21 protein-coding genes are annotated in these 24,936 nt (G+C 51.1%); 7 read left to right on the top strand and 14 right to left on the bottom strand.

Annotated elements, in window-relative coordinates:
- Nucleotides 1-19 precede the first annotated feature (19 nt).
- From NNL21_RS20160 to NNL21_RS20130, 7 genes are all read right to left on the bottom strand, one after another.
- Entirely contained in the window at nt 20-784 is a 765-nt protein-coding gene (locus NNL21_RS20160; RefSeq protein WP_204819765.1) for a glycerophosphodiester phosphodiesterase family protein, read from the bottom strand.
- 79 nt (nt 785-863) lie between these two features.
- Nucleotides 864-2,198, bottom strand: a complete 1,335-nt coding sequence (locus NNL21_RS20155; RefSeq protein ID WP_204819764.1) for an ABC transporter substrate-binding protein — start codon at nt 2,196-2,198, stop codon at nt 864-866.
- Between the two features lie 53 nt (nt 2,199-2,251).
- The gene (locus NNL21_RS20150; RefSeq protein WP_204819763.1) at nt 2,252-3,085 is read right to left on the bottom strand and encodes a carbohydrate ABC transporter permease; all 834 of its coding nucleotides are present in this window, start codon (nt 3,083-3,085) and stop codon (nt 2,252-2,254) included.
- A 36-nt stretch (nt 3,086-3,121) separates the two neighbouring features.
- Nucleotides 3,122-4,000, bottom strand: a complete 879-nt coding sequence (locus NNL21_RS20145) for a carbohydrate ABC transporter permease (RefSeq protein ID WP_204819762.1) — start codon at nt 3,998-4,000, stop codon at nt 3,122-3,124.
- A complete protein-coding gene (locus tag NNL21_RS20140; protein ID WP_204819761.1) occupies nt 3,993-5,045 on the bottom strand; it encodes an ABC transporter ATP-binding protein in 1,053 nt (350 codons plus the stop codon). Before NNL21_RS20140 ends, NNL21_RS20145 begins: the two co-directional genes overlap by 8 nt.
- A gap of 53 nt (nt 5,046-5,098) precedes the next feature.
- Complete coding sequence (locus tag NNL21_RS20135) at nt 5,099-5,860, bottom strand: DeoR/GlpR family DNA-binding transcription regulator (RefSeq protein ID WP_204819760.1); 762 nt, start codon at nt 5,858-5,860, stop codon at nt 5,099-5,101.
- Between the two features lie 36 nt (nt 5,861-5,896).
- Nucleotides 5,897-7,111 (bottom strand): sn-glycerol-1-phosphate dehydrogenase, encoded by a 1,215-nt coding sequence (locus NNL21_RS20130; RefSeq protein ID WP_204819759.1) that lies wholly within the window; start codon nt 7,109-7,111, stop codon nt 5,897-5,899.
- Nucleotides 7,112-7,445: 334 nt separating this feature from the next.
- Here NNL21_RS20130 and NNL21_RS20125 point away from each other — a divergent pair, with 334 nt between their 5' ends.
- Complete coding sequence (locus tag NNL21_RS20125; RefSeq protein ID WP_204819758.1) at nt 7,446-8,978, top strand: MDR family MFS transporter; 1,533 nt, start codon at nt 7,446-7,448, stop codon at nt 8,976-8,978.
- Between the two features lie 134 nt (nt 8,979-9,112).
- Here the strand turns inward: NNL21_RS20125 and NNL21_RS20120 are convergent, their stop codons facing one another.
- The 7 genes from NNL21_RS20120 to NNL21_RS20090 form a co-directional block, all read right to left on the bottom strand.
- Entirely contained in the window at nt 9,113-9,928 is an 816-nt protein-coding gene (locus NNL21_RS20120) for a protein phosphatase 2C domain-containing protein (protein ID WP_204819757.1), read from the bottom strand.
- Between the two features lie 189 nt (nt 9,929-10,117).
- On the bottom strand, nt 10,118-12,343 hold the full coding sequence (locus NNL21_RS20115) for a YhgE/Pip domain-containing protein (RefSeq protein WP_204819756.1): 2,226 nt from the start codon (nt 12,341-12,343) through the stop codon (nt 10,118-10,120).
- Nucleotides 12,344-12,422: 79 nt separating this feature from the next.
- A complete protein-coding gene (locus tag NNL21_RS20110) occupies nt 12,423-12,995 on the bottom strand; it encodes a TetR/AcrR family transcriptional regulator (RefSeq protein ID WP_204819755.1) in 573 nt (190 codons plus the stop codon).
- Nucleotides 12,996-13,218: 223 nt separating this feature from the next.
- A complete protein-coding gene (locus NNL21_RS20105) occupies nt 13,219-14,001 on the bottom strand; it encodes a sugar phosphate isomerase/epimerase family protein (protein WP_204819754.1) in 783 nt (260 codons plus the stop codon).
- A 216-nt stretch (nt 14,002-14,217) separates the two neighbouring features.
- Nucleotides 14,218-15,639, bottom strand: a complete 1,422-nt coding sequence (locus NNL21_RS20100; RefSeq protein WP_204819753.1) for an aldehyde dehydrogenase family protein — start codon at nt 15,637-15,639, stop codon at nt 14,218-14,220.
- A 24-nt stretch (nt 15,640-15,663) separates the two neighbouring features.
- Nucleotides 15,664-16,836, bottom strand: a complete 1,173-nt coding sequence (locus NNL21_RS20095) for an iron-containing alcohol dehydrogenase (protein WP_204819752.1) — start codon at nt 16,834-16,836, stop codon at nt 15,664-15,666.
- Nucleotides 16,837-17,149: 313 nt separating this feature from the next.
- Entirely contained in the window at nt 17,150-18,166 is a 1,017-nt protein-coding gene (locus NNL21_RS20090) for a LacI family DNA-binding transcriptional regulator (RefSeq protein WP_204819751.1), read from the bottom strand.
- Nucleotides 18,167-18,572: 406 nt separating this feature from the next.
- Here NNL21_RS20090 and NNL21_RS20085 point away from each other — a divergent pair, with 406 nt between their 5' ends.
- The 6 genes from NNL21_RS20085 to NNL21_RS20060 all read left to right on the top strand — a co-directional run bounded on the left by NNL21_RS20085 (nt 18,573) and on the right by NNL21_RS20060 (nt 24,935).
- Nucleotides 18,573-19,325, top strand: a complete 753-nt coding sequence (locus tag NNL21_RS20085; RefSeq protein WP_204819750.1) for an IclR family transcriptional regulator — start codon at nt 18,573-18,575, stop codon at nt 19,323-19,325.
- Between the two features lie 602 nt (nt 19,326-19,927).
- Nucleotides 19,928-21,412, top strand: coding sequence for an ABC transporter substrate-binding protein (locus NNL21_RS20080; RefSeq protein ID WP_204819749.1), 1,485 nt, complete (start codon nt 19,928-19,930; stop codon nt 21,410-21,412).
- Nucleotides 21,413-21,511: 99 nt separating this feature from the next.
- A complete protein-coding gene (locus NNL21_RS20075; RefSeq protein WP_204819748.1) occupies nt 21,512-22,456 on the top strand; it encodes a carbohydrate ABC transporter permease in 945 nt (314 codons plus the stop codon).
- 29 nt (nt 22,457-22,485) lie between these two features.
- A complete protein-coding gene (locus NNL21_RS20070) occupies nt 22,486-23,325 on the top strand; it encodes a carbohydrate ABC transporter permease (RefSeq protein ID WP_256555352.1) in 840 nt (279 codons plus the stop codon).
- 75 nt (nt 23,326-23,400) lie between these two features.
- Nucleotides 23,401-24,162, top strand: a complete 762-nt coding sequence (locus NNL21_RS20065; protein WP_204819747.1) for an SDR family oxidoreductase — start codon at nt 23,401-23,403, stop codon at nt 24,160-24,162.
- On the top strand, nt 24,159-24,935 hold the full coding sequence (locus NNL21_RS20060; protein ID WP_204819746.1) for a creatininase family protein: 777 nt from the start codon (nt 24,159-24,161) through the stop codon (nt 24,933-24,935). The genes NNL21_RS20065 and NNL21_RS20060 overlap by 4 nt, the downstream gene beginning before the upstream one ends.
- Nucleotide 24,936: the final 1 nt, after the last annotated feature.

The raw sequence follows: 24,936 nt of genomic DNA, 5'->3' as shown, positions 1-24,936 counted from the left end.
CAACCAATCACTCACTAATTCACGGTGCTTGAATCCGGCGTCTCAACTCCATCGCCGGGACCGGATCGTTACACGTCATTACCGTGACGCCGCATCCGAGCGCATGATGGACCTGCTGCTCGTTATCCGGACAGTAGCACCATACCTGCAGCCCCTGGCCGCGGAAATCCTCTACTAATTTCGGCGTCATGCCAGCCATATGGAAGGCTACCGCCCACATTTTAGAATAAGTGCCATTCTCGCCAGGAACGAAATTCGACATTACTTCTCCAGGAAAGCCCTGTGTTCTCACCTGATGCGTATCATGGAAGTAAGCAATAATGTCAGCATCGAAGCAGGTGAATACGCAGCGCGGCAGCAAGCCGTATTCGTTCAGCATCGCAACGGCCGCATCCGCAATCTCCTTAGCCTGCTTGCTGCTCTTCACTTCAACGTTCAGCAGCACATCCGGATAAGACTTCAGCAGCTCGCAGAGCTCTTCGAAGGTTGGGATTCGCAGCCCTTCGAAAGGCTTGCCGAACCACCCTCCGGCATCCAGCTGCTTAAGCTCGGCGAGTGTATGATCACTCACGAGGCCGGTACCGTTCGTTGTACGATCCACAGTCTCATCATGGATTACCATAATGACACGGTCTTTAGAGAACCGGAGGTCAAACTCGAGCATATCCACGCCCAGCTCCAGCGCCTCCTTGAAAGCAAGCAGCGTGTTTTCCGGATAAGCGGATTTATAACCCCGATGTCCCGCTATAACGATGGAAGTCGTATCTTGAATACGTTCGATCACATTCATTCACTCCTTAAGCATTGCGCCGCCAGCTGGGCGGCGTCGCAAGTTCAATTGCATACCTACTTTAAATTTCTACTTATTGAGCCAGAATCCTGTCCGCTTCTTTCTTAAATGTATCGAGCGTCGACTTCACGTCCTTGCTGTCATACATGATCGCCTCGATCGCCGAGAAGAATTCATGCATAACCTCCGGCCAAGCGACGGCTTTATTCGTATCTACCGCATATTGCAGCTGGTCATAGGCAACCTTACGATTCGGCTCCTTCTCCCACAAGGCTTTGATCTCCGCCGACTCCACCATTTTGTTCGTGAAAGGCAGGTAGCCCGACTTCAGGATGAACTGCAGGCCGCCTTGCGGATCGGTCTCCATCCAGCGAATAAACTCCCATGCGGCTTCCTTATTCTTGGAACCGGACATCATGGCTACGTTCGCTCCACCGGTAGGATTTGCGAAAACCTCGTCTTTAGGCAGGAAGGCTGTGACATAATCAAAATCGACCGCTTCCGTCAGCCCGCCGATTGAACCGGTCGACTGATACATCATGGCGACTTTGCCTTCTACAAACATTTGGTTCGTGATGTTGCCGGAGTCCTGAGCTGGCGGGTAGTAGAGAGCGCCCGTGCTCTGCAGCTTCTTCAGCTGGTTAAATACTTTCTCGCCTACGCCATTATCCGCGAAGCCGATGGAGGTATTATCGTCGTTGAAGAACTTGCCGCCCGCTTGCGAAATCATCGCAATCGGATACCAGGTATCGTAAGGCATCGTGAAGCCATATCGCTTGAATTCGCCGTTTTCTTGGATGACCAGGGCATTGGCAACCTGATTCATCTCTTCCCAAGTCGTAGGCACAGCGAGTCCCTTCTCATCCAGCATGGACTTGTTTACATGCAGAATCGGCGTCGAGCGGTTGAGCGGCAGCGAGACCAATTTGTCATTGAAGGTTGAGTGTCCCATCAAGCCGGCCGTAAAGTCATCGGCGCTCAAGCTGGAGGATTCCAGGAACGGCGTAAGATCCTCCAGAACCTCCGAATCGGCAAACATCTGCACGTAAGCCCGCTCCAGCATGCTGACATCCGGTGCGGTATTGGCAGCAACTGCCTGCTGCAGCTTGGTTACGGTCTCATCGTAATTCCCCTGGAATGTACCGACAACCTCGATATCGGAATGCGTTTCATTGAACGTCTTGATCAGCGCATCCATATATTCGCCATTCTTGCCGCCCAAGGAGTGCCAGAACTGCACGGTCGTCTTGCCGCCTTTCGCAGGCTGCTCGTCAGCTTCCGGCGTATTCGCCGATCCGGAATTAGTACCGGAATTCGTGTTCGATCCGTTGTTTGCCCCGGCACAGCCCGCGAGCAGGCTGATGATCATCGTCAGCACCAGCAATAGCGTTACTTTGTTCTTCTTCATGTGTACGTACCCTCCACTGTTTTAATTAAGTTTATTGGACAGGAATTCAGCCGTTATTTGATCCCTGAATAAACGAATGCTTTGACGATTTGCTTCGAGCAGAACAGATAAACGATTAGAATCGGAACGACCAGAACCACGTTACCGGCCATAATAATATGCCAGTTGCTGATGCCCTCGGTCTCCCGCAGCATCGCGATCCCGAGCGTCAACGGGCGAATCGATGCGGAGTCCGTCATAATTAACGGCCAGAAATAATCATTCCAGTGGCTGACGAAGCTGAACAGCGCGACCGTAGCGAGCGCAGGCTTCGCCATGGGGATCATAATGTTCCACATGATCTTGAACTCGCTGGCATTATCGAGCCGGGCCGCCTCAACGATCTCCTCCGGGATTTGCATGAAATATTGACGCAGCAGGAAGATGCCGAAGGCATTGGACATGAACGGAATAATTTGCGGCATTAACGTCTTGATCAAGCCCCAATCGGCCATCATCATATAGACGGGAATGAAGGTGACCTGACCGGGAATCATGAAGGCCAGCAGGATCATGCCGAACAGCACATTTTTCCCGATAAACTTATATTTCGCAAAAGCGTAAGCCGCCGGTATCATCACGAGCATCTGAATGACAATGATCGAGGTCGTCACGATGACGGAGTTTTTGGCATAGGTGAGGAATGGGCCTGCGCTCATTGCTTCTATAAAGTTCCTCCACTGCGGCACGGCTGGAATCCATGTCGGCGGGAAAGAGAGCGTCTCCCGGAAGGTCTGCAGCGAGGTCGAAATCATCCATAAGAACGGGAAGATGAAAACCATCAGCATGGCCGCCTTGAGCACAAGGCCCACCGCAAACCTTACATATTTGAATTCAAATGTTTTCAAGTCGAATCCCCTTCTTCTGTGGTCTTATTAGCCGCCTCATTGATAATGGACCTTCTTCGAGAGCAGCCGGAAGTAGACGAAGGTCAGCAGTCCGATAATCGCCATCAGCACAACGCCGGTCGCAGCCGAGTAACCGATGTTCGTCGTTCGAAAGCCGTAGATGTAATAAACGATCGTGTTCGTGGCGTTATTAGGGCCGCCCCCCGTCATCACTTGAACGGTATCGAATACTTTGAAGGAGCCGATCGTCATGATGACCAGAATAAAGAATAATTGCGGCGAGATGATCGGCAGCGTTATCTTGTAGAACACTTTCCACTTGCTGGCGTTATCCAGTGCAGCCGCCTCATAGATCGATGGCGATATGCTCTGCAGCGCGGCAACGATAATTAAGACGTAATAGCCGATACCCTGCCACACCGAGACAATAATGACGGATAACAGCGCCGTCTTGGAGCTCTGCAGCCACTGCGAAGGCGGCAGGCCAAGCGTCTTGAGCACATAATTAAGGAAGCCGAGGTTCGGTTCCATCAACCAGAGCCAGACGAGTGAAATCGATACGATCGATATAATATGAGGCGTGAATATACCGGCTTGTACGATGACATTGATCTTACTTTTCTTATTCAGCCAGACGGCAATGAGCAGCGAGATGAACATCGTCAGCAGGACGACACTGGCGGTGTAGATCATCGTGTTCGAGAGCGCTTTGTAAAAGTCCGCCCGAGTGAAGATCTGCGTGAAATTATCCAGTCCGATAAATTTGCTCTTGTCCTTGTTCATCAGGTTGTACTTGAAGAAGCTGAGATAAATTAGGTAGAGAATGGGATAGATAACAAAAGCGAGAATACCTGCCATCGCTGGCGCAATCATCATATAGGGACGGAGCTGGGCCCATCTGCTCTGTTTATCCATTCCGCTTCCCTCTCAGCGCCTCCATGTAGTCGCGATACCGGTGATGGTCTTCATCTATGCGCTTGCCATCCGCCCCGAAGAAATACATCTGTTTGGCGGCAACGCCGACGTGAACCTCTTGATCGACCGTGAAAAGATCCTCGGTGCATTTGATCATGAACGCGTGATTCGCCCCCCGTACTTGATAGAGCGTCTCCGAACCGAGCATTTCTCTTGTAGCAATTCTGCCGCTGATGGAAAAATGCTCATCGCCCGCCTCATCGGCCAATACCGCGCTCTCCGGACGAAATCCGAAACGAACGCCTTCAACGCCCAGCTCGCCGACATTCATCGGCGGAACGCCTATGAACTGCGCCGCGAACAGGTTGCTCGGCTTCCGGTACATGACATCCGGCGCCGCTTCTTGCTGGATGACGCCTTGATTCATCAAGACAATCGTGTCCGCCATCGACATCGCTTCGACTTGATCATGCGTGACATAGACAAAGGTGGTACCGAGCTTCTTATGCAGCTCGATGAGCTCGATGCGCATCTGCGCACGCAGCTTGGCATCCAAGTTGGAGAGAGGCTCGTCCATAAGAAATACCGCGGGTTTCTTCACCATCGCCCGTGCCAAGGCGACACGCTGGCGCTGTCCGCCGGATAACGTGGACGGCTTGCGGTCCAAATAGTCGTAGAGACCGACCGTTGAGCTGATCGTTTCCACAAGTTGATTTCGCTCCGCCTTGCCCACCTTGTTGTTCTTCAGACCGAATTCAATATTGTCCCGCACCGACATCGTCGGATAGATGGCATAGTTCTGAAATACCATGGCTACGCCCCTCTGTCCGGGTGCAATACGGGTGACATCCCTGCCGCCGATCAGTACTTTGCCCGAGGTTTGCGGGTCGATGCCCGCAATCATGCGAAGCAGAGTCGTCTTCCCGCAGCCGGAAGGACCAACCAGTACGGTGAATTTTCCATCCTCGATCTTCAAATCCAAATCCTTAATGACAACGTTCTTCTCGAACGTCTTCGTAACGCGCTCGAATGCAATGGACGCCACGAACAAACCTCCTCGCTATTTCAACTGCATAACGATTTGAATCTTGCTGGGACTCAAACCGTGTGTATCGTCATGCCGCTGTCCCGCAGCATTTGAAGATCCGGCCCCGCGGCTTCTTTTCCCGTAATAAGGGTATGAATGGCGCTGTTTGGCGCTACTGTATGAAGGGACAGCTTGCCGATCTTGCTATCGTCCGTAACAACGATAATTTCCCGGGCTGCTCGGATCATCCCCTGCTTAGCCGGAACGAGCGCGGCCTCCGGGTGCATCAGGCCGTGCTGCGGATGCAGCGCCGGCGTGCCGATGAACGCTTTCAACGCATGCAGCGACCGGAGCACGTAATCCGTAAACATCCCATTGAGCATATAGCTGTTCGGATACAGCTCTCCTCCGGTCAGAATGACTTTAATCCGCGGCGCATCCCGCAGCTCGGCCGCCACGTTGATATCATTCGTCACGACCGTGATGTTGGAACGATGTACCAAATTTTTGGCAATGTGCAGGGTCGTCGTTCCGGAATCGATAATGATGTGATCCCCGTCCTCGACGAGGCTGGCGGCCATCCTGCCGATTCTCATCTTCTGATCCACGTTCTGGGACGACCGTTCGTTGAACGAAGGCTCGTCATGGGTCCACTGCTCCACAATGACCCCGCCATGCGTCCGCTTCAACGTCCCTTCCTGTTCAATATCCATCAGATCCCGCCGAATAGTCGCTTCATGAACGTTGAACTCCCTTGCCAACGTGCTGACCGTTGCTGTCCGGTGCTGTCTCACATAATCAACAATGCGCATCTTTCGTTCGGCCGCTAACATCCAGATCCTCTCCACTCCACTCTTGCATTCATCCGCTTACATGCGATCATTCCATTCATCGTTCGCCCTTAGCAGGGTATACCGATTAGGCCGGACACGATGCGCTTCCTGTAAGCTGCGCCTAAGCAGATCCTGATCTACACCGAGCTCCTCCACGGAGAGAGGTCCGCCGACTTGTCTGAGCAGCTCCCGCAGGGCGGCTTCTTCCGGAATCCGGCGTATTTCGTGTTGAATATCCTGCCAGTTCGCAGCGATCCGGGAAGCCTGCTCATGATGCGCCGCTCCCATCGTCAATCTGGTCTCCTCCAAGCCTTCAACGGCAATCCGATGATACAGCTTGCTGATTTCCATACAAGCCACGCCGACCTTAGCGCCGTGCAGCAGCTGCCGCTTGCCGCGCCGGATATAGTCCATTTCCCAATAATGGGACAAATGATGCTCCGCACCTGAAGCCGGATGCGATTGTCCGAACAGCAGCATCGCCAGACCCGATTCGATTAATGCGACAGTCAATGTGCGTATGCCGTCCTCTTGCCGTGCAGCAATACGATCGACCTGCTGCACGCAACGCATGAGGGCGGATCTCGTTATGTCTGCAGCGGCCTGCATATAAGGCTCATCGGCCGTCATGGAACCAAACTTCCAATCAAACAGCGATGTATACTTGCCGAGCATGTCGCCGAATCCGGCGGCTACCAAGGCTGGTGGAGCCTTCATCAGAATGTCGACATCGGCAAAGATCGCGTCCGGACCGATCGCCGCTATGGTGATCTTCTCCCCCCGAACGAGGATTGGAGCCCCCTTCGAATTGAATCCATCGACAGACGGAGCCGTTGGCACGGATAGGAACGGGATCCGGGATGTATAGGCTGCATACCGGACAATATCGTGCAGGGTGCCTCCACCCACGGCGATTACAAGCTCCGCATCTGCTTGCTGGATATCCAGAAGCAGTTGAATCAGAGAGGCCTCGTCGGCCAAGACGTCACCCAAGCCATTGGGCTTTATGATCGTTACATGAACGGAGATCCCGGCTGCCGATAAATATGCCTCCAGTATTTTTCCAGCTGCTTCGTAGGTGTTCGCATCGGCCGCAACTACCGCTCTATGGTATGACTTGCTTGCCAGATAAGGAGCAACTTCCTCCAAGGCGCCGGATTCAATCCGGATGAGATCCAGCTCCACTCGCTTGCGGGTCCTCTCATCGAGTCCGGCAGCCAGCTGTTTAATATTCGCTAACAGATCAGTCATGCAATCGTTCCTTCCTGCTTCTCTTAGGCTGCCAATTCAGTTTCATTCCAGCTGGCGGCGAATATATGTGCATAAATGAACATAATTTCACGAAATAATGTTCATTTGTGCGCTTTTCTATTCATATTCAATATAAGCATGCAATATTACGCGAATGTCAGCGTGACATTGAGATCATGTAAACGAACCCCTCCAAATCGATCCAGGAGCCAAAAAAATAGAAACAATGCCCGGAACACTGACACACTGCTGTCAGAGATAGCCTTTTATAATAAAACCTATAAAGAAGATTCCTATGATCTTCTGAATTCGAATAGAGAGAGGATATACATTCATGACCACACCACAAAACAAAATCGGAGTCGTAATCGCCGGACTTCTGCTTGCCATTCTGATGGCCTCGATGGACAACACGATCATGGCAACCGCGATGGGAACGATCATCGGCGAGCTGGGCGGACTCGACAAATTTATCTGGGTAACCTCCGCCTACATGGTAGCGGAAATGGCGGGAATGCCGATCTTCGGCAAATTGTCGGATATGTACGGACGCAAACGATTCTTCATCTTTGGGATCATCGTGTTCATGCTTGGCTCCGTTCTATGCGGGACGGCGGAATCCATCATTCAGCTGAGCATCTACCGCGCCATCCAAGGGATCGGTGCAGGCGCATTAATGCCGATTACGTTCACCATCATGTTTGATGCCGTTCCACCGGAGAAGAAGGGAAAGCTCGGAGGGTTGTTCGGAGCCGTGTTCGGCATGTCGAGTATATTCGGTCCGCTGCTCGGCGCCTACATAACCGACCACATCGCTTGGCAGTGGATCTTCTACATTAACTTGCCGATTGGACTGTTGTCTCTCCTGATGATTATGTTCTTCTATAAGGAATCCCTTGAGCATTCGAAGCAGCGGATCGATTGGTGGGGAGCCGGCTCGCTCGTTTGCGCGATCGTCTGTTTCATCTTCGCGATGGAGCTGGGCGGCAAGCAGTATGAGTGGGGTTCTGTACAAATTTTGAGCCTTTTTGCAGGATTCGTTCTATTCACCGCGCTGTTTCTATTCGTCGAAAAGCATGCCGAAGAACCTATTATCGAATTCAGCATGTTCCGCAGACGTCTCTTCGCAACAAGCAATGCACTGGCGATGTTAAGCGGCGCGGCGTTCATTACGGCTTCGGTCTATATTCCAATCTTCATTCAGGGCGTATTGGGCGGCACCGCGACTAATTCAGGGCTCGTACTGCTGCCGATGATGCTGGGCACCGTCGTCACGGCAACCGGCGGCGGCGCCTTGATGAATAAGCTGCCGTACCGGACGATCATGATCCCGCCGCTGCTCCTTCTTCTGGCAGGACTTGCGCTTCTGACCACTTTATCACCAGATTCATCGCGCTTACTGCTCACGATATACATGATTATGATCGGCCTTGGAATCGGTGCATCCTTCTCGGTGCTCAGCAACGCAGCCATCCATGGATTTCCGATTACGCAGCGGGGAGCGGCAAGCTCTACACTAACCTTCCTCCGTTCCTTCGGCATGACGCTGGGCATTACCATATTCGGCATCATCCAGAGCCATTCCCTGGCGCGGAATTTGAAGGACGCCTTCTCCGGCAGCGATCAAGCCGCCATGCCGCAGGGTGTAGATTTCAGCAATGCGCATATGCTGATGGATCCCGCGGCCCGCTCCCAAATTCCCGGGAAAGCGCTCGGTACCATTTCGGAAGGACTCTCGTCCTCTATCGTCGTCACGTTTGCCTGGGGTCTTATCCCTGCGGGGTTAGCATTGGCTGCGGCATTCTTGATGAGCAAGGAGAAGCTGGACCCGGCTGCAGAGTCGGAAGGCTACGCAGCTTCTCATTAAACGCTTCATTATCAATGCCATCCCCTACAAGCAACGATTAACCTCATTAAGATAGACAAAGAGGCTCCTCCGCAAGCAGCATAAACGCTTGCAGAAGAGCCTCTTTCCGTAGAGAATCTCCATAACCCATAACCTTAGAAACGCAGAAGAAGCCCCGTCTTATCATCCTGATAACGGCCTTCCTGACGTTCCTCCTCAAACAAGTGATCGATGTAAGCTTGCAGCCCCTGCTCTTTCACCTGTTGATACACCTGCTCCGACTTTATGCCCGGTCGGTATAAGCCGTCCGAATGCAGCAGCAAGCCTTGAATTTCTGATCGGCTAACCTCACCGAATTGGATATAATCGGCTGCCTCCCTCATCCCGTTCGCCACCGAATAGCCTTGGGGCGTGTTCGTCATGCTTCGCACGAATTGGGTAAGCAGCGGATCCCGAAGGAACTCCTCCTCTTCAGGCATCTCGACCTGCTGATCGCGAAGCTCCTGGCGATAGCGCGCCGCTCTCTCCCCAATGCCCTCCACGGAATCATGGGTCAGCGCCTCTATTCGCCCATCCTTGTATTCAGCAACAATCATAGAATCGCCCAATTGGGCATACTGGATCGCGTCTCCCTTGATCCAGACAGCAGCAACGCAGGTGGACCAGTATTCGTACCTGCGGGTCATATTTACGCCGGCTTCGAGCATCCGATTCCATAATCCTGCATTCGCAGCTATGACCAGCTCCTTTAAATCCTGCGTTGAATCGGTTGATCCGCCAGCCGACTCAAAGAAGGCTTTGAAATGCTGTGCCGCCAAATAAGCAGCGTTGTGACCGTCGCTGCTCCGATACTTGCATACCGGCGTGACGCCGTCCATCACGCCAAACAGCCCCGTCTCCCGGGTGGTACTGTATGCATCCTCGCATTCTCTTTTTCCCGGACTTGGCAATTGATATGCTTCTACGAGCATCGTGTTATGCCCCTTTCTTCGCTTGCGAACGCCTTCATAATAAACATCCCCTGCTTCAATAAACCTACCGCTATACCATATGACAGTTCATTGTACCTGTCCAGCATTATCTAGTGTAAAAAAGAGGGGCGAAATGAATCGCTCCCTCTTCCTGTTTCGTATGCGCACAGCGGGTAATGGTCCTGCTGATTATACAGCAGCGGCCTCTGGTTGCTGCGATTTGGTCGAACGGTGAAGCGATACAAAATAAGCGATCGTGATCGCCATGAAGAGGATGGCGAACACGCCCAGTATCGCGGCATTGCTCCACATGGAATGATAGTCTCCGCTCGAAATAACATCCTTGAATCCGGCAACCGAGTAGGTCATCGGAAGCCAAGGCGTTACTTTCTGCAGCCAATTCGGAATAAGCTCCAGTGGGAACGTGCCAGCCGAGCTGGTCAATTGGAAGATCAAGATGATGATGGCAATAAACCGGCCCGGATTCTGAAGCGTCGTCACGAGCAGCTGAATCAACATCATGAACGTAATGCTGGTCAGAACCGAGAATAAGATGAACAATGGAACACTCGTCACATGCAGATCCAATAGAATGAGGAGGGCCGCATCCGCAATAAGCGCTTGAATCGTACCTGCCGCAATTAGCGTCAGTGCTTTACTCCAGAACCAGCTCAGACCGCTTGTCGGACGAATCGCCGGTTCTCGTACCGAGTATACGATCGTGATGAGCAAGGCCCCTACATATAAGCCAAGCGATAAGAAATACGGAGCGAAGCCCGTTCCATAGTTCGGCACTTCATTCACTTTCTCCACATCGGATTGTACCGGATCCGCGAACATATCGTACATGGAATCCGTCACGTGAAGCGCTGATGTCTGGGCGGAAGCGTCACTAAGCTTGCCGGACAGCTCATGCGTACCGTCATCGAGCTGGAGCAATCCCGAGCTTACCTGCTGTGCGCCATCCTTCAATTGCTTCGAGCCATCCACGAACGGGGTCACATTATCCTTCAAGAGGTTGAGCCCCTGGTGAAGCTCGACAGCGCCTCCGGCCAGCTGCTTCGCGCCGGCTGCAAGCACAGCTCCGCCGTCCTTCGCTTCGGCAAGCTTGCCGCCAAATTGGTTAAAGCCGCCCGTCAATTGCTTGGCTCCTGCGGCAACCTGCTGTCCGCCTGCTTCCAGCTGTTTACTGCCTGCCGCAGCGTCCTTCAGCTTGCCGTCGAAGCTGGCCAGTCCCGCATTCAACTTGCCAAGCCCCTCATGCAGCTGATTAGCTCCTGTACTTAATTGTTCCTGCGCCGTCTTGGATCCCGTTAACCCTGTGGCCAGCTGCTTGCTTCCGGCCAGCAGCTTCTGAAAGCTCTCGTCCTCGGCAAGCTGCGCGTTTGATTGCGCAAGCTGTTCGAGCCCTTTGGCCAGCTGCGCTGCACTCTCTTCCAGCTTGGCGGCTCCGGCCTTCGATTGATTGAGTCCGGCATCCAGCTTCTTGGCTGCTTCCTCAGCCGAATTCGAGCTGCTTGCCAGCGTCCCGCTTCCGGCGGACAGCTGGGATAAGCCATCACTCAGATTCTGGGAGCCTGTGCGCAATGATTCCGCCCCATCGCCCAGTGCCGACGCACCTGCGGCTAGCTTCTGCTGGGCGGCAAGCAGCTGGCTTAATCCTCCGGCCAGATCGCCTGCGCCCCCGCTGAGCTTGGTGCCGCCCTGGTCAAGCTTGGCGCCGCCTGCTTCCAGCTTGACGATCCCTTCCTGCAGCGACAAGGAGCCGGCAACCAATTTGCTTAGGTTCTGCTCAATTTGAACTGCGCCGTCCTTTGCTTTGGCCGTACCGTCGGCAAGCTTGCCAGCGCCGTCGCTCGCCTGCCCGATTCCATCGACCAGCTGCTCCATTTGTTCGAATACGGTTCTCGCATAAACCTCCGTAATTTCCTTGTTCAAGGAGGACTTCATCGTCTCAACAGCCGTGTTTCCGATCTGGGAGGCTAGAAAGTTGAAGCCTTCATTCGGAAGAAACGTGAATTTGGCCGAGGTTGGAGAATCGGAAGTCAGCGTCGTTGTTTTCTCCGAGAAATCTTCTGGTATTTCAATGGTCATATAGTACGTATTGTCTTCCATCCCCGCCTTAGCTTCATCCTTGGACACGAAGTTCCATTTGAACTGGGGATTTTCCTTTAATTTTTCCACAAAGTCATCGCCGATATGCAGAGATTTCCCATTAAAATCCGTTCCTTTGTCCGCATTCACAACGGCTACCGGGAGATCCTCCAGCCGGTCATAGGGATCCCAGAACGCGGCCAGAAACATCGCCGAGTAGAGTACCGGAACCAGCAGAACCCCGATCACCGAGATGAGCACCTTACGATTGCTTACGATAGACGACAGCTCGCTGCCGAATTGCTTAACACTTCTTTTCATCTGGTTATTCCTCTCCTATTAACCAATTGACCGTTTAAGTCAAACAGTCAATCTTGTTTGTAAAAAAAAGCTTCTCTTTTTACGAAGCCAGTCCTTCCTGCAGGTAGAAACGAAGCAGCTGGGCAACCTGATTCTTGTTCAGCGGTTCATGCGACTTCTTCCAGTCGGCGGTTAACGCAATGAACAGCTTCAGCATCACGAATGCGGTCATCTCTGGATTGCAGGGCTTTATTTCGCCTTTCTCCACCGCCTGCTTCACCTGCTGCTGTATGTAACTCACAATAGCAGTCTCCATCTGCTGAATGCCCTCATGCGCCATCTGCGTGCTGATTTCCTTCACCTCTTGAGAGAGCTTAATAGCCAGTTCATGCTCCTCCCGAAAATCAAGCAGCCGATCCAGCACCAGATTTAAATTGTCGAAGAACCGGCGATTCGGATCGACGACCGCTTCCGCAATCCCCTTCATCTCTTGGATAAGACGGTTCATGATTTCCTGGAACAGCTCTTCCTTGTTCGTGAAGAACGTGTATATCGTTCCTTTGCCAACGTTGGCGATCTTCGCTACTCGCTCCATCGTAGTGGCCTTATAACCGAATAAAGCGAATGATTTCGACGCCGCTTCTACTATAAGCTCACGACGGTCAATTGCCATGTCACCGCTCCCTTCAATACCATATGACTGTTTTGTTCATTTGGTCATTTTGTGGAATGGATTTATTCTACCACGATCCTTTTCATTTAGCAATCCTTTGCGACAAGCTAATTTTATCATCATAATCCAGCCAAGAAGCATACCTATGTACACAAAAAAGCTCTTAACAGCTGCATTTCACCTGTTAAGAGCTTTTCATCGCTTACCTGCTGCCAGAATTTATTTAGAACATAAACTTTCTCATGTAATCGATCGTAAATTGCACGCCTTTATCGCCGAGCTCACCGTTCCAGACATGCGAATGCGGCTCAATGCTAAGTCCGCCGGAATAGCCTGTACCGTATAGTATCGCCATGAACGTTCCCCAGTCCGTCTGGTCCAAGCCAGCCGGCGGATCATCGAACCTTTGCCCGTCGATAATAACGGAGCCCTTGATGTGAACGTGGCGGAAGCGGCTTCCCCAATCACGCGATTCCTTCAAGTAATCGCGGCCGGCATAGCGGGAATGGGAAGGATCGAATTTGATGCCCAGCTCCGGTAAGTGGCCGTGGATGATCGTCCAAGCCAGCTCATTGTCCACGAAGTTATTCCAATGACAGTTGTAAGCCGCGATCTGTACACCCTTCGGCGTCCCATATTCGATCAGCTTCCGAAAATACTCAATCGCCAGCGTGGCGTTGTCATAATAGGACAGCTCTTCGATATAATTAACGCCGCATACGAAATTCGGACACTCAAGCTCGGCCGCCGTATCAATGAGCCGGAAGGACGCTTGAAGCTCCTCTTCGACGATGCCCTCCTTGCTGATCCGGTCAGTCCCCCATCTTCCGATCGAAGCGACCTGCACACCGGTCTGTTCACTGGCTTGCTTCAATGCCGGTACACTCGACAGGAACGCGTCGATGTCACTGCCGATGTTGATGCAGAACTCCAGAAATTCAAGGCCCTTGGCGTGTGCTTGATGGAAACTAGCAGCCTCAGGTGATGCGATGATACCCAGCTTCATGCTTCATCCTCCCTTTCTTAACCTGCAGAGGTAGACGTTCGCCGCTGCCATTACGTACCACTTTACCTGCTTGGATCGATGAAAGATATGCCGGAACTAGCCGATTTTTTATTCCATCGTGGCATCATTTTCTGAAAATGCCCCTTTCAATAAAAGAGGGTCTGCCGCGGGCAGATTTCACTGCTTACGGCAAACCCTCACGAGTATGCGTGGCGCCTATAGTTTGAAAGAAACGAATTTGATCTCGGACATTTCCTCAGTCGAATATTTAATCCCTTCCTTGCCGATCCCGCTCGTCTTGACTCCGCCATACGGCATTTGATCGACCCGGAACGAAGGAATGTCATTGATAATGACACCGCCGACTTCAAGTCTTTCTGCCGCGTCGAACGCTTTCTTGATCGAAGTCGTATATACGCCGGCTTGCAGGCCGTAATCGGAATCATTGACGAGATCAACCGCTTCATCCCATGAATCATACGCATTCACGGTCACAATCGGACCGAAGGCTTCACTGCAGGAAACCAACAGATGCGAAGCCCCGCCCGCGATAATAGTCGGCTGGAAATAGCCGCCCTCCCGTTTGCCGCCGCAAGCGATCGACGCTCCTGCTTGCTCGGCCTCCATTACCCAGCGCTCGATGCGCTCCGCTTCGCGCTGATGAATCAAGGATGAAATATCCGTGTGCTCGGAACGAGGATCACCGAACACGAGACGGCCGGCCTTTTCCTTCATGAGGCTTAAGAAATGACTGAACAATTGCTGCTGGACATAAACGCGCTGTACCGATATGCATACCTGACCGGCGAAATTGAAAGCTCCTTCCACGCAGCGCGCGGCAACCGCCTCCAAGTCCTCTGCGCTATCGATGATGACGGCAGAATTCGAGCCCAGCTCAAGCGTAACGCGTTTGAGGCCGGCCTTCTCCTTAATTCCAAGCCCGACTTCCGCGCTGCCCGTGAATGTAATCATTTTGACGCGGGCATCCTTGACGAGAAGATCGCCAATCACGCCGCCGCTGCCTGTGACTACGTTCAGCGCGCCGGCCGGCAAGCCGGCTTCCTCGAACAGCTTCGCGGTCATGATCCCGCTAAGAGGCGTCTGCGAAGCCGGTTTCAGAACAACCGTATTCCCAGCTGCGAAAGCCGGTCCCAATTTGTGGGCAGTCAGATTGAATGGAAAGTTGAACGGTGTAATGGCCGCAATCACGCCAAGCGGCTCCCGCTTCGTGTAACCGAAGCGACCTGCTCCGGACTTAGCCGCATCCAGCGGGATCGTCTCCCCATGAATACGCTTCGCCTCCTCGGCAGCGAATTTATAGGTTTCGATCGTCCGCGCAATTTCCGCTCTTGCGGCCTTTAACGGCTTGGCAGCTTCATCCGCCAATAGAAGCGCGCATTCTTCCAGTCTCTCTTGGAATAACTGAGATACCTTCTCCAATATTGTAGATCTCTCCAGGGAGGTAAGCCCCCGAATCGTACGGGCCGCTTGTGCAGCGCTCGACAAGGCAGCTTCTACATCCTCTTGGTCTGCTAACGGAACCATTGCGATTCGCTCTCCACTATACGGGGAACGCAGCTCATAATGCTGTTTGCCTTCCACCCATTGCCCGCCGATAAACATCTGTTTCGTCGTCATTGTGAATGTTCTCCTTAAACCGTTTTATTGACCTGAATATGCTTTCTTATAAATGCCTACTATTTTCTCATACGTTAAATTGTATGGCGTATTGGACAACAGACGCTCAACCTTGGACGCTTGCTCAGCCAGAACCGGAAGCGAAGCTTCATCAACGCCGAGCTGCTTGAGCGAGGTGGGCAGATCCAGCTCATCGAGCAGACGGTACATATATTGAACGACTGCATCAAGCGCCTCATACGGCTGCTTGTCGAAATCGCCCAGCTGCAGAAGCTTCGCAACCTGTACCATTTGCTCCGTACATGCTCTTCCCGTCACCTCGAATACATAAGGCATCAGCAGGGCATTCGCTACGCCATGCTCGATATGATACTTGCCGCCAAGCGGATAAGCCAATGCGTGGACAGCGCCGACTCCCGCATTCGCCAGCGATACCCCAGCCAGATTACTGACCAGGCTCATACCGATTCTAGCCTCCAGATTGCCGCCATGGTGAACGGCACGCGTGATGTGCTGCGGGAAAATCTTCATCGCTTTCTCGGCATACATCCGGGTCATCAGCGTTGAGCGCACGGCGATATACGATTCAATGGCATGGGTGAACGCATCGACGCCAGAGGCCGCGGTTACTTTCGCCGGGCATGTGAGCGTTAGCAGCGGATCTATAATCGCCACATCCGGCAGGAGCGCCGGGCTCACTAATCCACGCTTCAGCTCCTGCTCTTCGTCGCCAAATATCGCGTTCATCGTCACTTCCGCTCCGGTCCCCGACGTTGTCGGCAGCAGAATGCAAGGTATCGTTCTGCTCTCGATAACCGATACTCCGCTCAGGTAGGCGGCAAGATCCGCCTTGTCCAGCAGAGCAGCCGTCGTCTTCGCGACATCCATTGCGCTGCCTCCGCCAATACCGACGACGAGATCGCAGCCTTCCTGCTGCAGCATTCTGACCGTGCTTTCCAATAAGTTGAAGGTCGGCTCTCCCTTGATCTCCGTGAAAACCACCATCGGAATCGACAGCGGCTGAAGCAGCTCGATGACCTTCTGAACTAACCCCGCGCCTTCGACTCCCTTGTCGCTGATGAGCGCAAGCTTAGTCGCCGGTCTGTGCTTGATTTCATCCGGCAAGGTTAGAAGGGCGTTTACGCCAAAACGAACTGCCCCCGGCATGCGAAAGTCATGATGTCCGATTGTTGACATGATTAATTACCTCCTGATGGGTTTTGTGAGCCAAGCTTTTTGAATCCTATGAGCATTCATGCTTCTATGTAAAATATAGCTTTGTAAGCGGTTTAAATAGTTTCCACATACCGGCTTAAGCTGTATGCACTCCGATTAATATGTCATTGTATACGTATTCATTTATAACTAAATTAGTACCTATCCTTTGTACGATCTAATTTCGGTTTTACCGACTTTTAAGCGCGTTCCCGTTCTGCTAAAAGACAGTGAACAGACTAGATTACTGTTCATTGTCTATTTAGGGGCATCCATTATAACTCCTTATGCACCCTCACTGCTCGAGTGCTGCCGACGTATTGCGGACAATAATCTCCGGCTCCAGATTCGCTGACACTTTGAGCGTCTTATCATCTGTATTCATTAGCTGGATTAATTTCTCCAGCGCAAGCGACGCCATTCTCCGGTGCTGCTGGGAAACCGTCGTGAGTTGAATAAAAGGCTTGGCAGAGTAGCTGATATTGTCGAATCCGATAATTGATATATCTTCAGGAACCCGGATTCCCAATGATAAGGCGGCTTCCATCAGTAAGAGGGCGATTTGGTCATTTGATGCAAAGAAAGCAGTGGGCCGTTCTTCATCCTGCCATGGGGTTTGCAAAAAACGCTGCAGACCAGCCACTGTCAGCTCGCCATCGTAGACATAATCCTGCCGGAAAGGCAGGCCTTGCTTTTTTATCGTTTCATGATACCCATTCAACCGGTCGTACAGCGTAGAGTATTTGGTATTTCCGGATATATACGCGATCTTCTGATGACCGAGGTCCAATAAGTGTTTCATCGCAACTCGCGCACCCTTAACATTATTGATGACAACATAGTTGCAATCGTCGCGATCTAACCTCGTGTTGTACATAACCAATGGGAAGCGCTTATCGACCAATTGCTGAACGTTCGTATCGAATCGCCCAACGGAACCGATTAACATCCCGTCTACCCGTTTGCCAATCAAGGTCTGAATGGCCTTCCCCAGGTTCTGATCGCTGTGATCGGTATCGGAAATAATGACATCGAAGCCGCTCTCTCGGGCTTCGCCAATAATGACTTTGGCCGTTTCCGAGAAGAACGGGTTCGAGATATCACCCACAATTAAGCCAATTGTCCCCGTCTTTCGCATATTCAGGCTTCTAGCTACCTGATCCGGCGTAAACCCCATCTCTTCAATGGCTTGCAGTACTTTCTCACGGGTGGATTCGCGCACGAAAGAGTAGTTGTTTATGACTCGGGAGACTGTTGCTTGGGAAACGCCTGCTTTTTTGGCAACGTCATTCGACGTGACTTTCTCATTCATAAGAGTGTGAGTTCCTCCTTATTGTGAATACGTATTCATTACTTGCTATAAACTTTATCACACCAAATTCACATTGCAAATTTATTTTTTCTATAAATAATAATTTTACAGTGAGCCTCATTAATGGCCCGAAAATAGCCCCCCAAAATGGCCTGCTGGCACTATCAAAATTTATGAAAAAAGAGGCCGTGCACACACGGAAACTACACCCATTGTTAGAAAAACGGTACGCCCCTTTTCCGAAAATCAAGGCAGCTGCAGCATTCCTGCGCATGTCTGCGGGCATGATTGCCCTCCAATCTCTTGATCTAGACATTATGAATCCCCGTATTGTAAACTGTATTCAGAAACTGGAGAGCGGAATCTATTAGCCGTTCTTCTTGTACAAGGAAGGAGGACCAGTCACATGAAACCGCAAACAACCAGAGTGAAATCTGCCGATCGTGTGATGGATATTCTAGAATTGTTTACAGGAGCTAACGACACTTACAACCTATCCGATATTGCCAGGCTGCTAGACATGCCCGCGAGCTCCACACACCAGCTCCTGCATAACATGCTTTCCCGTGGTTATTTGGAAACGGACAGCTCAGGCAAACAATTCAGTATCGGCTATAAAATATTCGAAATTAGCAGCATGTGCAGTAAAAACACGAATCTGGTCACGGAATTCGAGACGATTGGCGGAAGAATGGCCGAGGAAGTTAACGAAGGAATCATGCTCGGCATTCGCGCAGGTGATCAATTGGTCTATGTCTCACAGAAAAATCCGCCAGATCCACGCCGGTTCGCCATTCAATTCTCACAATCACTGCCGTTATATGCATCCGCTTCAGGCAAAATGATTTTGAGCGGCCTTTCCGAAACCGTTGTACGGCGTATATATCCACACGAAGAGCTTCAACCGCTAACGAACAAAACAATCTGCACCGTATCGGAATTGCTGACGGAGCTCGAGACAATCCGGAGGGAAGGGATCTCTTACAATCGCGGCGAATCGGTTGAAGGCATCAGCTGCATCTCGGCCCCCATCTATAATTCTTTAGGCGCCATAATCGCCGCTGTCAGTGTATCGATTCCCGACTTTCGCAAAACAGAAGAGATTTGGAACCGTTCGTTGAATTGTATCCGGGAAGGCGGACGTTTGCTTAGCAGTTAGACGCATGGATTCAATAGGTGCATGCCCGTGTCCAATGGCAATTGTACAGATCGTTCTTATATCAACTTTTATTAGACATCGTTTTGGTTATAAATATCAGGGCAGGCATTCACAGCCTGCTTGTCACTGATATTTCTATGCGAAGAGCTTGATTACTCCTTCAGAGGACGGAAGAACCGTTTCTCTTAGGCACATAGTCGGCTTTCACTCCACCAGAATAACGATGTCTTTCTGTTTTCTTCTTATCGCCGCTCTCTCCAGCTCCCCCTCTTTCGACATTAGTTGACAAGCTGCCTTGTGTTTCCCTAATCTCCGCAGCCTTGATATCCGGTTCCCCCGCCCCCTCCTTAAACCCATTTCAAGATTATAGGACCATAGATCCACCCATTAATATTAGAAGACAATGCAACTACAAAATTCACATATGCGAATAAATTTCTCATTTATGAAAAATTTGTTGACTAATCAAAAGATTCATTATAGTATTTGCTTATCACCTAGAAATGAAAGCGCAACCTGTTATGTTTTCTAACATCATGAGTTTTGTATTCTTACTTCTCGAGTAACATTGTGTTAAAATCTCGATACCAGGAGGAAACAAAATGAACCATTCTCCCAAGAAGTTGATGGCAGGTATGTTAGCAATCGTATTAATGTTTACACTGTTAGTTGGCTGTAGCGGGGGCAACAACAACACACCTGCAGAGAACAAAGGGAACACAGGTGAGAAAGGGAACGGCGGCAATTCGGGTAACGGCGGCAACGCCGCAGAAGGCGAAGTCTATCCGGAAAATGGACTTTCCAAGACAGAGAAAATCACCATCAAGTGGGGCTATTGGGAAAACGGCTATGGCCGCGCTTGGATGGACCATGCAGTGGAGAAGTTCACAGAGAAATACCCTAACGTAACCTTCGATATCACCTCCTCACCTGTAATACGCGACCTGATCAGCACGAAGATGGCCGCCAAGAACGATGATGACATGTTCGACATCATCTCCCCAAGCTTCAACGGAGACGAAGGAACCATTGCCCAGAAAGCAGGCTTGTTCGAAGATATGAGCGACCTGTGGGAGCGCGATGTTCCGGATGCGCCCGGTCTGAAGCTGAAAGATGCCGTACTCGATAACACAATGGAATACGCTCAGAAAATCGACGGCAAGTTCTATCAAATCCCAATGGGCGCTTACGCGCTCGGATTATTCTACGACAAAGCCTTCTTCAAGGAAAAGGGCTGGAACGAGAATCCGAAAAACTATGATGAATTTCTGGCTTTGATGGAAACGATCAAAAACGATGGCATCGCACCAATTACGTATCCCGGTGTTTATGCAACCTATATCAACTTCGCTTTCCTAATCAAACAGTTTGAACTGGCCGACAAAGCCGGGAATATCGAGCAGTACACGAAGGATTTCAGACAGGGAATCAACATGTATTCTGCACCTGAAGTGAAAGAGTACTGGACCCGTATGTACGAAATGGGCAAGAAAGGGTACTTCGTTGAAGGCGCAGCAGCCCTCAATCATACCCAATCCCAAATGCAGCTGCTGCAACACAAGGCCGCATTGGCGTCCACAGGTGACTGGGTAGAGAATGAAATGAAGGATGCTATTCCGGAAGGATTCGAGTGGGGCTTTATGGCCATCCCGTTTGTCGACGTAACACAAAACAAGGTTTGGGTCGAGAACGGTATTGGCGCAGGCAGCTTGATGATCTGGAAGAACAAGCCTGAGAACGTGAAGAAGTGGGCCAAGGAATTTGCGCTCTTCCTGATGACTAACGATATTCAAGCGGTCAACGGCGAGAACGGAATCTCCCCGATCCGTAAGGACTTCGCTGAGAATGAAGCGAACCTCGCGAAGCTGCAAGCTGCTCCAAAAGCCGTTCTGGAGTACGTCAAGAATAACAACGGACAATTCGCTACCGGAGTTCGCGACGTCGCATTCGCAAGTCCTGATGCTGCTAAAGCGACTAAAATGATCGAAGAATTAATCATTGAGGTTACTGCAGGCAAGAAGGATCCGCTGCCGGTACTTGAAGAAGCGGATAAGCTGATGAAGAAAGTTCTGGAGAGCGAAAAGTAAGCTGATTATACACTAGACATAAAAGTTGGAAGAGGGAGGGGACTGCTCCTCCCTCTCCTTTACAGCATGTGCTGCGAAATCGTGGAAGGAGGTCGGTGTATGGCCCAAATTGGAGCTAGTGTGCCTGCGACGCCTAAGAAGGTGTCAACGTTAAGCAAACGGAAAGTGCAGACAACAATCTTTATTTTGCTGGCGTTAGGCCCCAGTTACTGTGGATATTTGCTGTTCACCTTGTATCCGAATATCTTGTCCGCTTATTATTCCTTACTGGAATGGAACGGAATTACCGATCCTAAATTCGTGTGGTTTGACAATTACAAGTATCTGTTTCAAGACGAATACGTCTGGAGAGCGCTTGGCCATAACCTTATCCTTATGGTTACGGTCCCGATTCTGACGATTATCCCTTCTATCTTTCTCGCCTACCTGCTCAATGTTAAAGGCTATAAGGAATCACCCTTGTATAAAGTGATTTATTTCTTACCGAACGTACTAGCCGTTATCGTTATTGCGTTGATGTGGTCCTTTATTTACGACGGCAGCAACGGGCTATTGAACGCTATATTGAATCTGTTTGGTATCGACAATAATGATTTTTACTGGCTGGGCTCTAAGAAAACGGCCATTTGGGCACTGCTGCCACCCTTGATTTGGGGAGGCGTCGGATTCTATGTCGTCATCTTCATGAATGCGATGAAGTCAATTCCGCCATCCCTTTATGAAGCAGCGATACTTGATGGGGCATCCCATATGACGCGTTTGCGTAAAATTACGATTCCTTTGATCAATCCGATTGTGCGTATCAGTACGCTGTTTCTCGTCCTCGGTGTATTCAAAGGGTTCGAAATCATGCTGATCATGACCAATGGCGGACCGGCCGGTTCAACTGAAGTCATCGGCTTGTACATGTTTAACATGGCTTTCGGCAAGAGCTCACACAACTACGGTTATGCATCGGCGATCGGCATGTTCTTGTTTGTAGTCTTGGTCATCGCCAAGCTGCTCATCGACAGGTTAAGCTCGAAAGATCACGCCGAATTCTAGTCATCGGCAATTTCGGAAGGAGGCCACCTTTGGAAACAAACAAACGCACCTTTATCGATGTTATATGGCGGCTTATCATGTTTCTATGCGCGTTATCCGTCATCTTCCCCCTTCTGTGGATCGTGCTGGAGTCATTGAAAACAAACAAAGAGTTTTTCGCTAATGTCTGGGCATTGCCGGATAAGCTCATGTTTGAAAACTACAAAAAAGCTTGGGACTCCTATCACTTAGGCTCGACCTTGCTGAATACGCTCTATTATGTTGGCACCAGCCTAGCTCTCGGTACGTTTCTCACAGCATTAAGCGCCTATGTGCTGACGCGCCTTGAATTCCGCGGACGTAAATTTATCTGGGGAACGATCATGCTATCCCTATTCCTGCCGGGAATCAACGCGCTCGTGCCGCAGTATATCTTAATGCGCGATCTGGGTCTGACCAACAGTCTTACAGGCCTGATAATTCTGGATAGCTTCGGTGAAAGTGTATTCTTCCTTATGCTGCTCGGCGGATTCATGCAGTCTCTTCCGAAGGAGATGGAGGAAAGCGCCTATATCGACGGGGCCTCCTTGTTTCAAGTGTTTACACGGATCATTCTGCCGCTGTCAACACCAGGCATCGTTACAGTAGCCATTTTTAAATTCCTTGGCTTGTATAATGCCTTCCTGGGGCCGTTCATTTACCTTAGCGACTCCTCAAAGTATACGATTGGTGTCGCGATGTATCACGCCAATCAGATTATGCAGTACAAGGCCGATTGGGTTACGCTGTTCGCTGGCGTTACAATCGCGATGATCCCGACCATTATCATCTACGTATTCTTCCAGAAACAAATTGCTGAAGGCGCTACTCTTGGAGGTCTTAAAGGATAAGGAGCCTTCCGGGTATCTAACGATACTTAGCGAGGCTTCTCTCCTTCTCTACTACAAATACTAGGAGTGAACGATATGGGAGCATTACAACTGGATGATAAAGTCATCCTGATCACGGGTGCTCTAGGGGCAGCCGGAAGCGAGGCAATCAAGCTGTTCTTGGAACGCGGCGCTCTTGTCGCAGCTTGCGATATTCGACCTGTATCCGACTTTGCCGAGCTGGACTCTTTAACAGAAAAGTACGGCAGCGGCCGATTGATGTTCGTCCAGGGCGATATGCGCAATGAAGCTGATGTTCGTGAAGCTGTTGCCGCTATCGATCAAACCTTCGGCAGATTGAATGGCACCTACCATAATGCCTATGTCAATAAAGTAGCCTTAATTGCGGAGCAGTCTCTAGAGGATTGGGAGGATTGCATTCGCGGATGCCTCACCAGCACCTTTCTTGTCATGAAATATTCGGCCGCTCTCATGATCCGATCCGGTGGCGGTTCGATTGTCAGCACCTCCTCCGTTCTAGGAGGCAATATTTTGCGGTCAGGGAATGCCGGCTATGGCGCAGGGAAAGCCGGGCTCGAGCAGCTGACGCGGATCGCCGCTCTCGAATATGCCCCTTATGGCATCCGTGCGAATGCGGTTGTACCCGGAGATTTCAAATCCGATGAAGTATTAGCTGCGATCTCCCAAGCTCATCTCGACACTATGAGTAAGATCAGCATGCTCGGAAGAAGCGGAAGGGCCAATGAAATTAATGAAGTAGCCGCCTTTCTGCTATCCGATGCCGCTTCCTACGTAACCGGCTCTATGTACCCGGTAACCGGGGGGATTATGTCATGAAACAAATACGGCTCCATTACCATACCCGAGATGAAATAAACGAGCTCGCACGAAGCGGTGCTGCCGTCGTCGTACCCTTAGCCGCAACCGAACAGCACGGGCCTCACCTGCCGGTGTTTACGGACAGCTTAATCTGCGAGCACATTGCCGTCGAGGCCGTCCGCCAAGCGGCGGAAAGCGTCCCGATCCTGGTGGCTCCCGTACTCACGATTGGCTGTTCCCATCATCATCTGAATTTCGGCGGTACGCTCTCTTATACGTCAACCACTTATTTGCAAATGCTTCGCGATATCGGAGAAAGCCTGATCACCGACGGATTTCAGAAGATCATCTTTCTCAACGCGCATGGCGGCAATGACCCGATCATGATGCAAACTGCAAACGACCTCGCAGTTCGTTACCCGATTTGGACGGCAGCTGCCTCCTATTGGAGCATTGCCAGATCGGCATTGAACGAGAGCGACGCCGCCGAGGTTGGTATGGTTCCCGGCCATGCAGGCGGGTTCGAGACAGCCGCGGTTCTGGCGCTGCAGCCGGAGCTGGTACGCACAGAGCTATTCAAGGATACACATATTTCCCGGCCGTGGATCAATTCCGGACCGGCTGGAACGTTCATCGGGAAGCATAAGGAGCTGACCGGCTACGATGGTTATACCGATGCGCCGAACAAAGCCACGGCTGAGGCAGGAAGCCGCTACTTAGGCATCATTACAGGCAGTGTATCCGCCTGGCTCGTTTCAACCATTCAAGCCATGACTGATGGAGGGAATTAAA

This window comes from Paenibacillus mendelii, from assembly GCF_024498075.1.
In the GTDB taxonomy this organism is placed as follows: domain Bacteria; phylum Bacillota; class Bacilli; order Paenibacillales; family Paenibacillaceae; genus Paenibacillus_Z; species Paenibacillus_Z mendelii.
This window is presented reverse-complemented; position numbering and strand designations above follow the sequence as displayed.

What these genes read in the sequence shown, in the direction of transcription:
- NNL21_RS20155 (WP_204819764.1), bottom strand. Translation starts at nt 2,198, where the DNA reads ATGAAGAAGAACAAAGTAACGCTATTGCTGGTGCTGACGATGATCATC.
- NNL21_RS20145 (WP_204819762.1), bottom strand. Translation starts at nt 4,000, where the DNA reads ATGGATAAACAGAGCAGATGGGCCCAGCTCCGTCCCTATATGATGATT.
- NNL21_RS20135 (WP_204819760.1), bottom strand. Translation starts at nt 5,860, where the DNA reads ATGTTAGCGGCCGAACGAAAGATGCGCATTGTTGATTATGTGAGACAG.
- NNL21_RS20130 (WP_204819759.1), bottom strand. Translation starts at nt 7,111, where the DNA reads ATGACTGATCTGTTAGCGAATATTAAACAGCTGGCTGCCGGACTCGAT.
- NNL21_RS20125 (WP_204819758.1), top strand. Translation starts at nt 7,446, where the DNA reads ATGACCACACCACAAAACAAAATCGGAGTCGTAATCGCCGGACTTCTG.
- NNL21_RS20120 (WP_204819757.1), bottom strand. Translation starts at nt 9,928, where the DNA reads ATGCTCGTAGAAGCATATCAATTGCCAAGTCCGGGAAAAAGAGAATGC.
- NNL21_RS20115 (WP_204819756.1), bottom strand. Translation starts at nt 12,343, where the DNA reads ATGAAAAGAAGTGTTAAGCAATTCGGCAGCGAGCTGTCGTCTATCGTA.
- NNL21_RS20110 (WP_204819755.1), bottom strand. Translation starts at nt 12,995, where the DNA reads ATGGCAATTGACCGTCGTGAGCTTATAGTAGAAGCGGCGTCGAAATCA.
- NNL21_RS20105 (WP_204819754.1), bottom strand. Translation starts at nt 14,001, where the DNA reads ATGAAGCTGGGTATCATCGCATCACCTGAGGCTGCTAGTTTCCATCAA.
- NNL21_RS20100 (WP_204819753.1), bottom strand. Translation starts at nt 15,639, where the DNA reads ATGACGACGAAACAGATGTTTATCGGCGGGCAATGGGTGGAAGGCAAA.
- NNL21_RS20095 (WP_204819752.1), bottom strand. Translation starts at nt 16,836, where the DNA reads ATGTCAACAATCGGACATCATGACTTTCGCATGCCGGGGGCAGTTCGT.
- NNL21_RS20090 (WP_204819751.1), bottom strand. Translation starts at nt 18,166, where the DNA reads ATGAATGAGAAAGTCACGTCGAATGACGTTGCCAAAAAAGCAGGCGTT.
- NNL21_RS20085 (WP_204819750.1), top strand. Translation starts at nt 18,573, where the DNA reads ATGAAACCGCAAACAACCAGAGTGAAATCTGCCGATCGTGTGATGGAT.
- NNL21_RS20080 (WP_204819749.1), top strand. Translation starts at nt 19,928, where the DNA reads ATGAACCATTCTCCCAAGAAGTTGATGGCAGGTATGTTAGCAATCGTA.
- NNL21_RS20075 (WP_204819748.1), top strand. Translation starts at nt 21,512, where the DNA reads ATGGCCCAAATTGGAGCTAGTGTGCCTGCGACGCCTAAGAAGGTGTCA.
- NNL21_RS20065 (WP_204819747.1), top strand. Translation starts at nt 23,401, where the DNA reads ATGGGAGCATTACAACTGGATGATAAAGTCATCCTGATCACGGGTGCT.
- NNL21_RS20060 (WP_204819746.1), top strand. Translation starts at nt 24,159, where the DNA reads ATGAAACAAATACGGCTCCATTACCATACCCGAGATGAAATAAACGAG.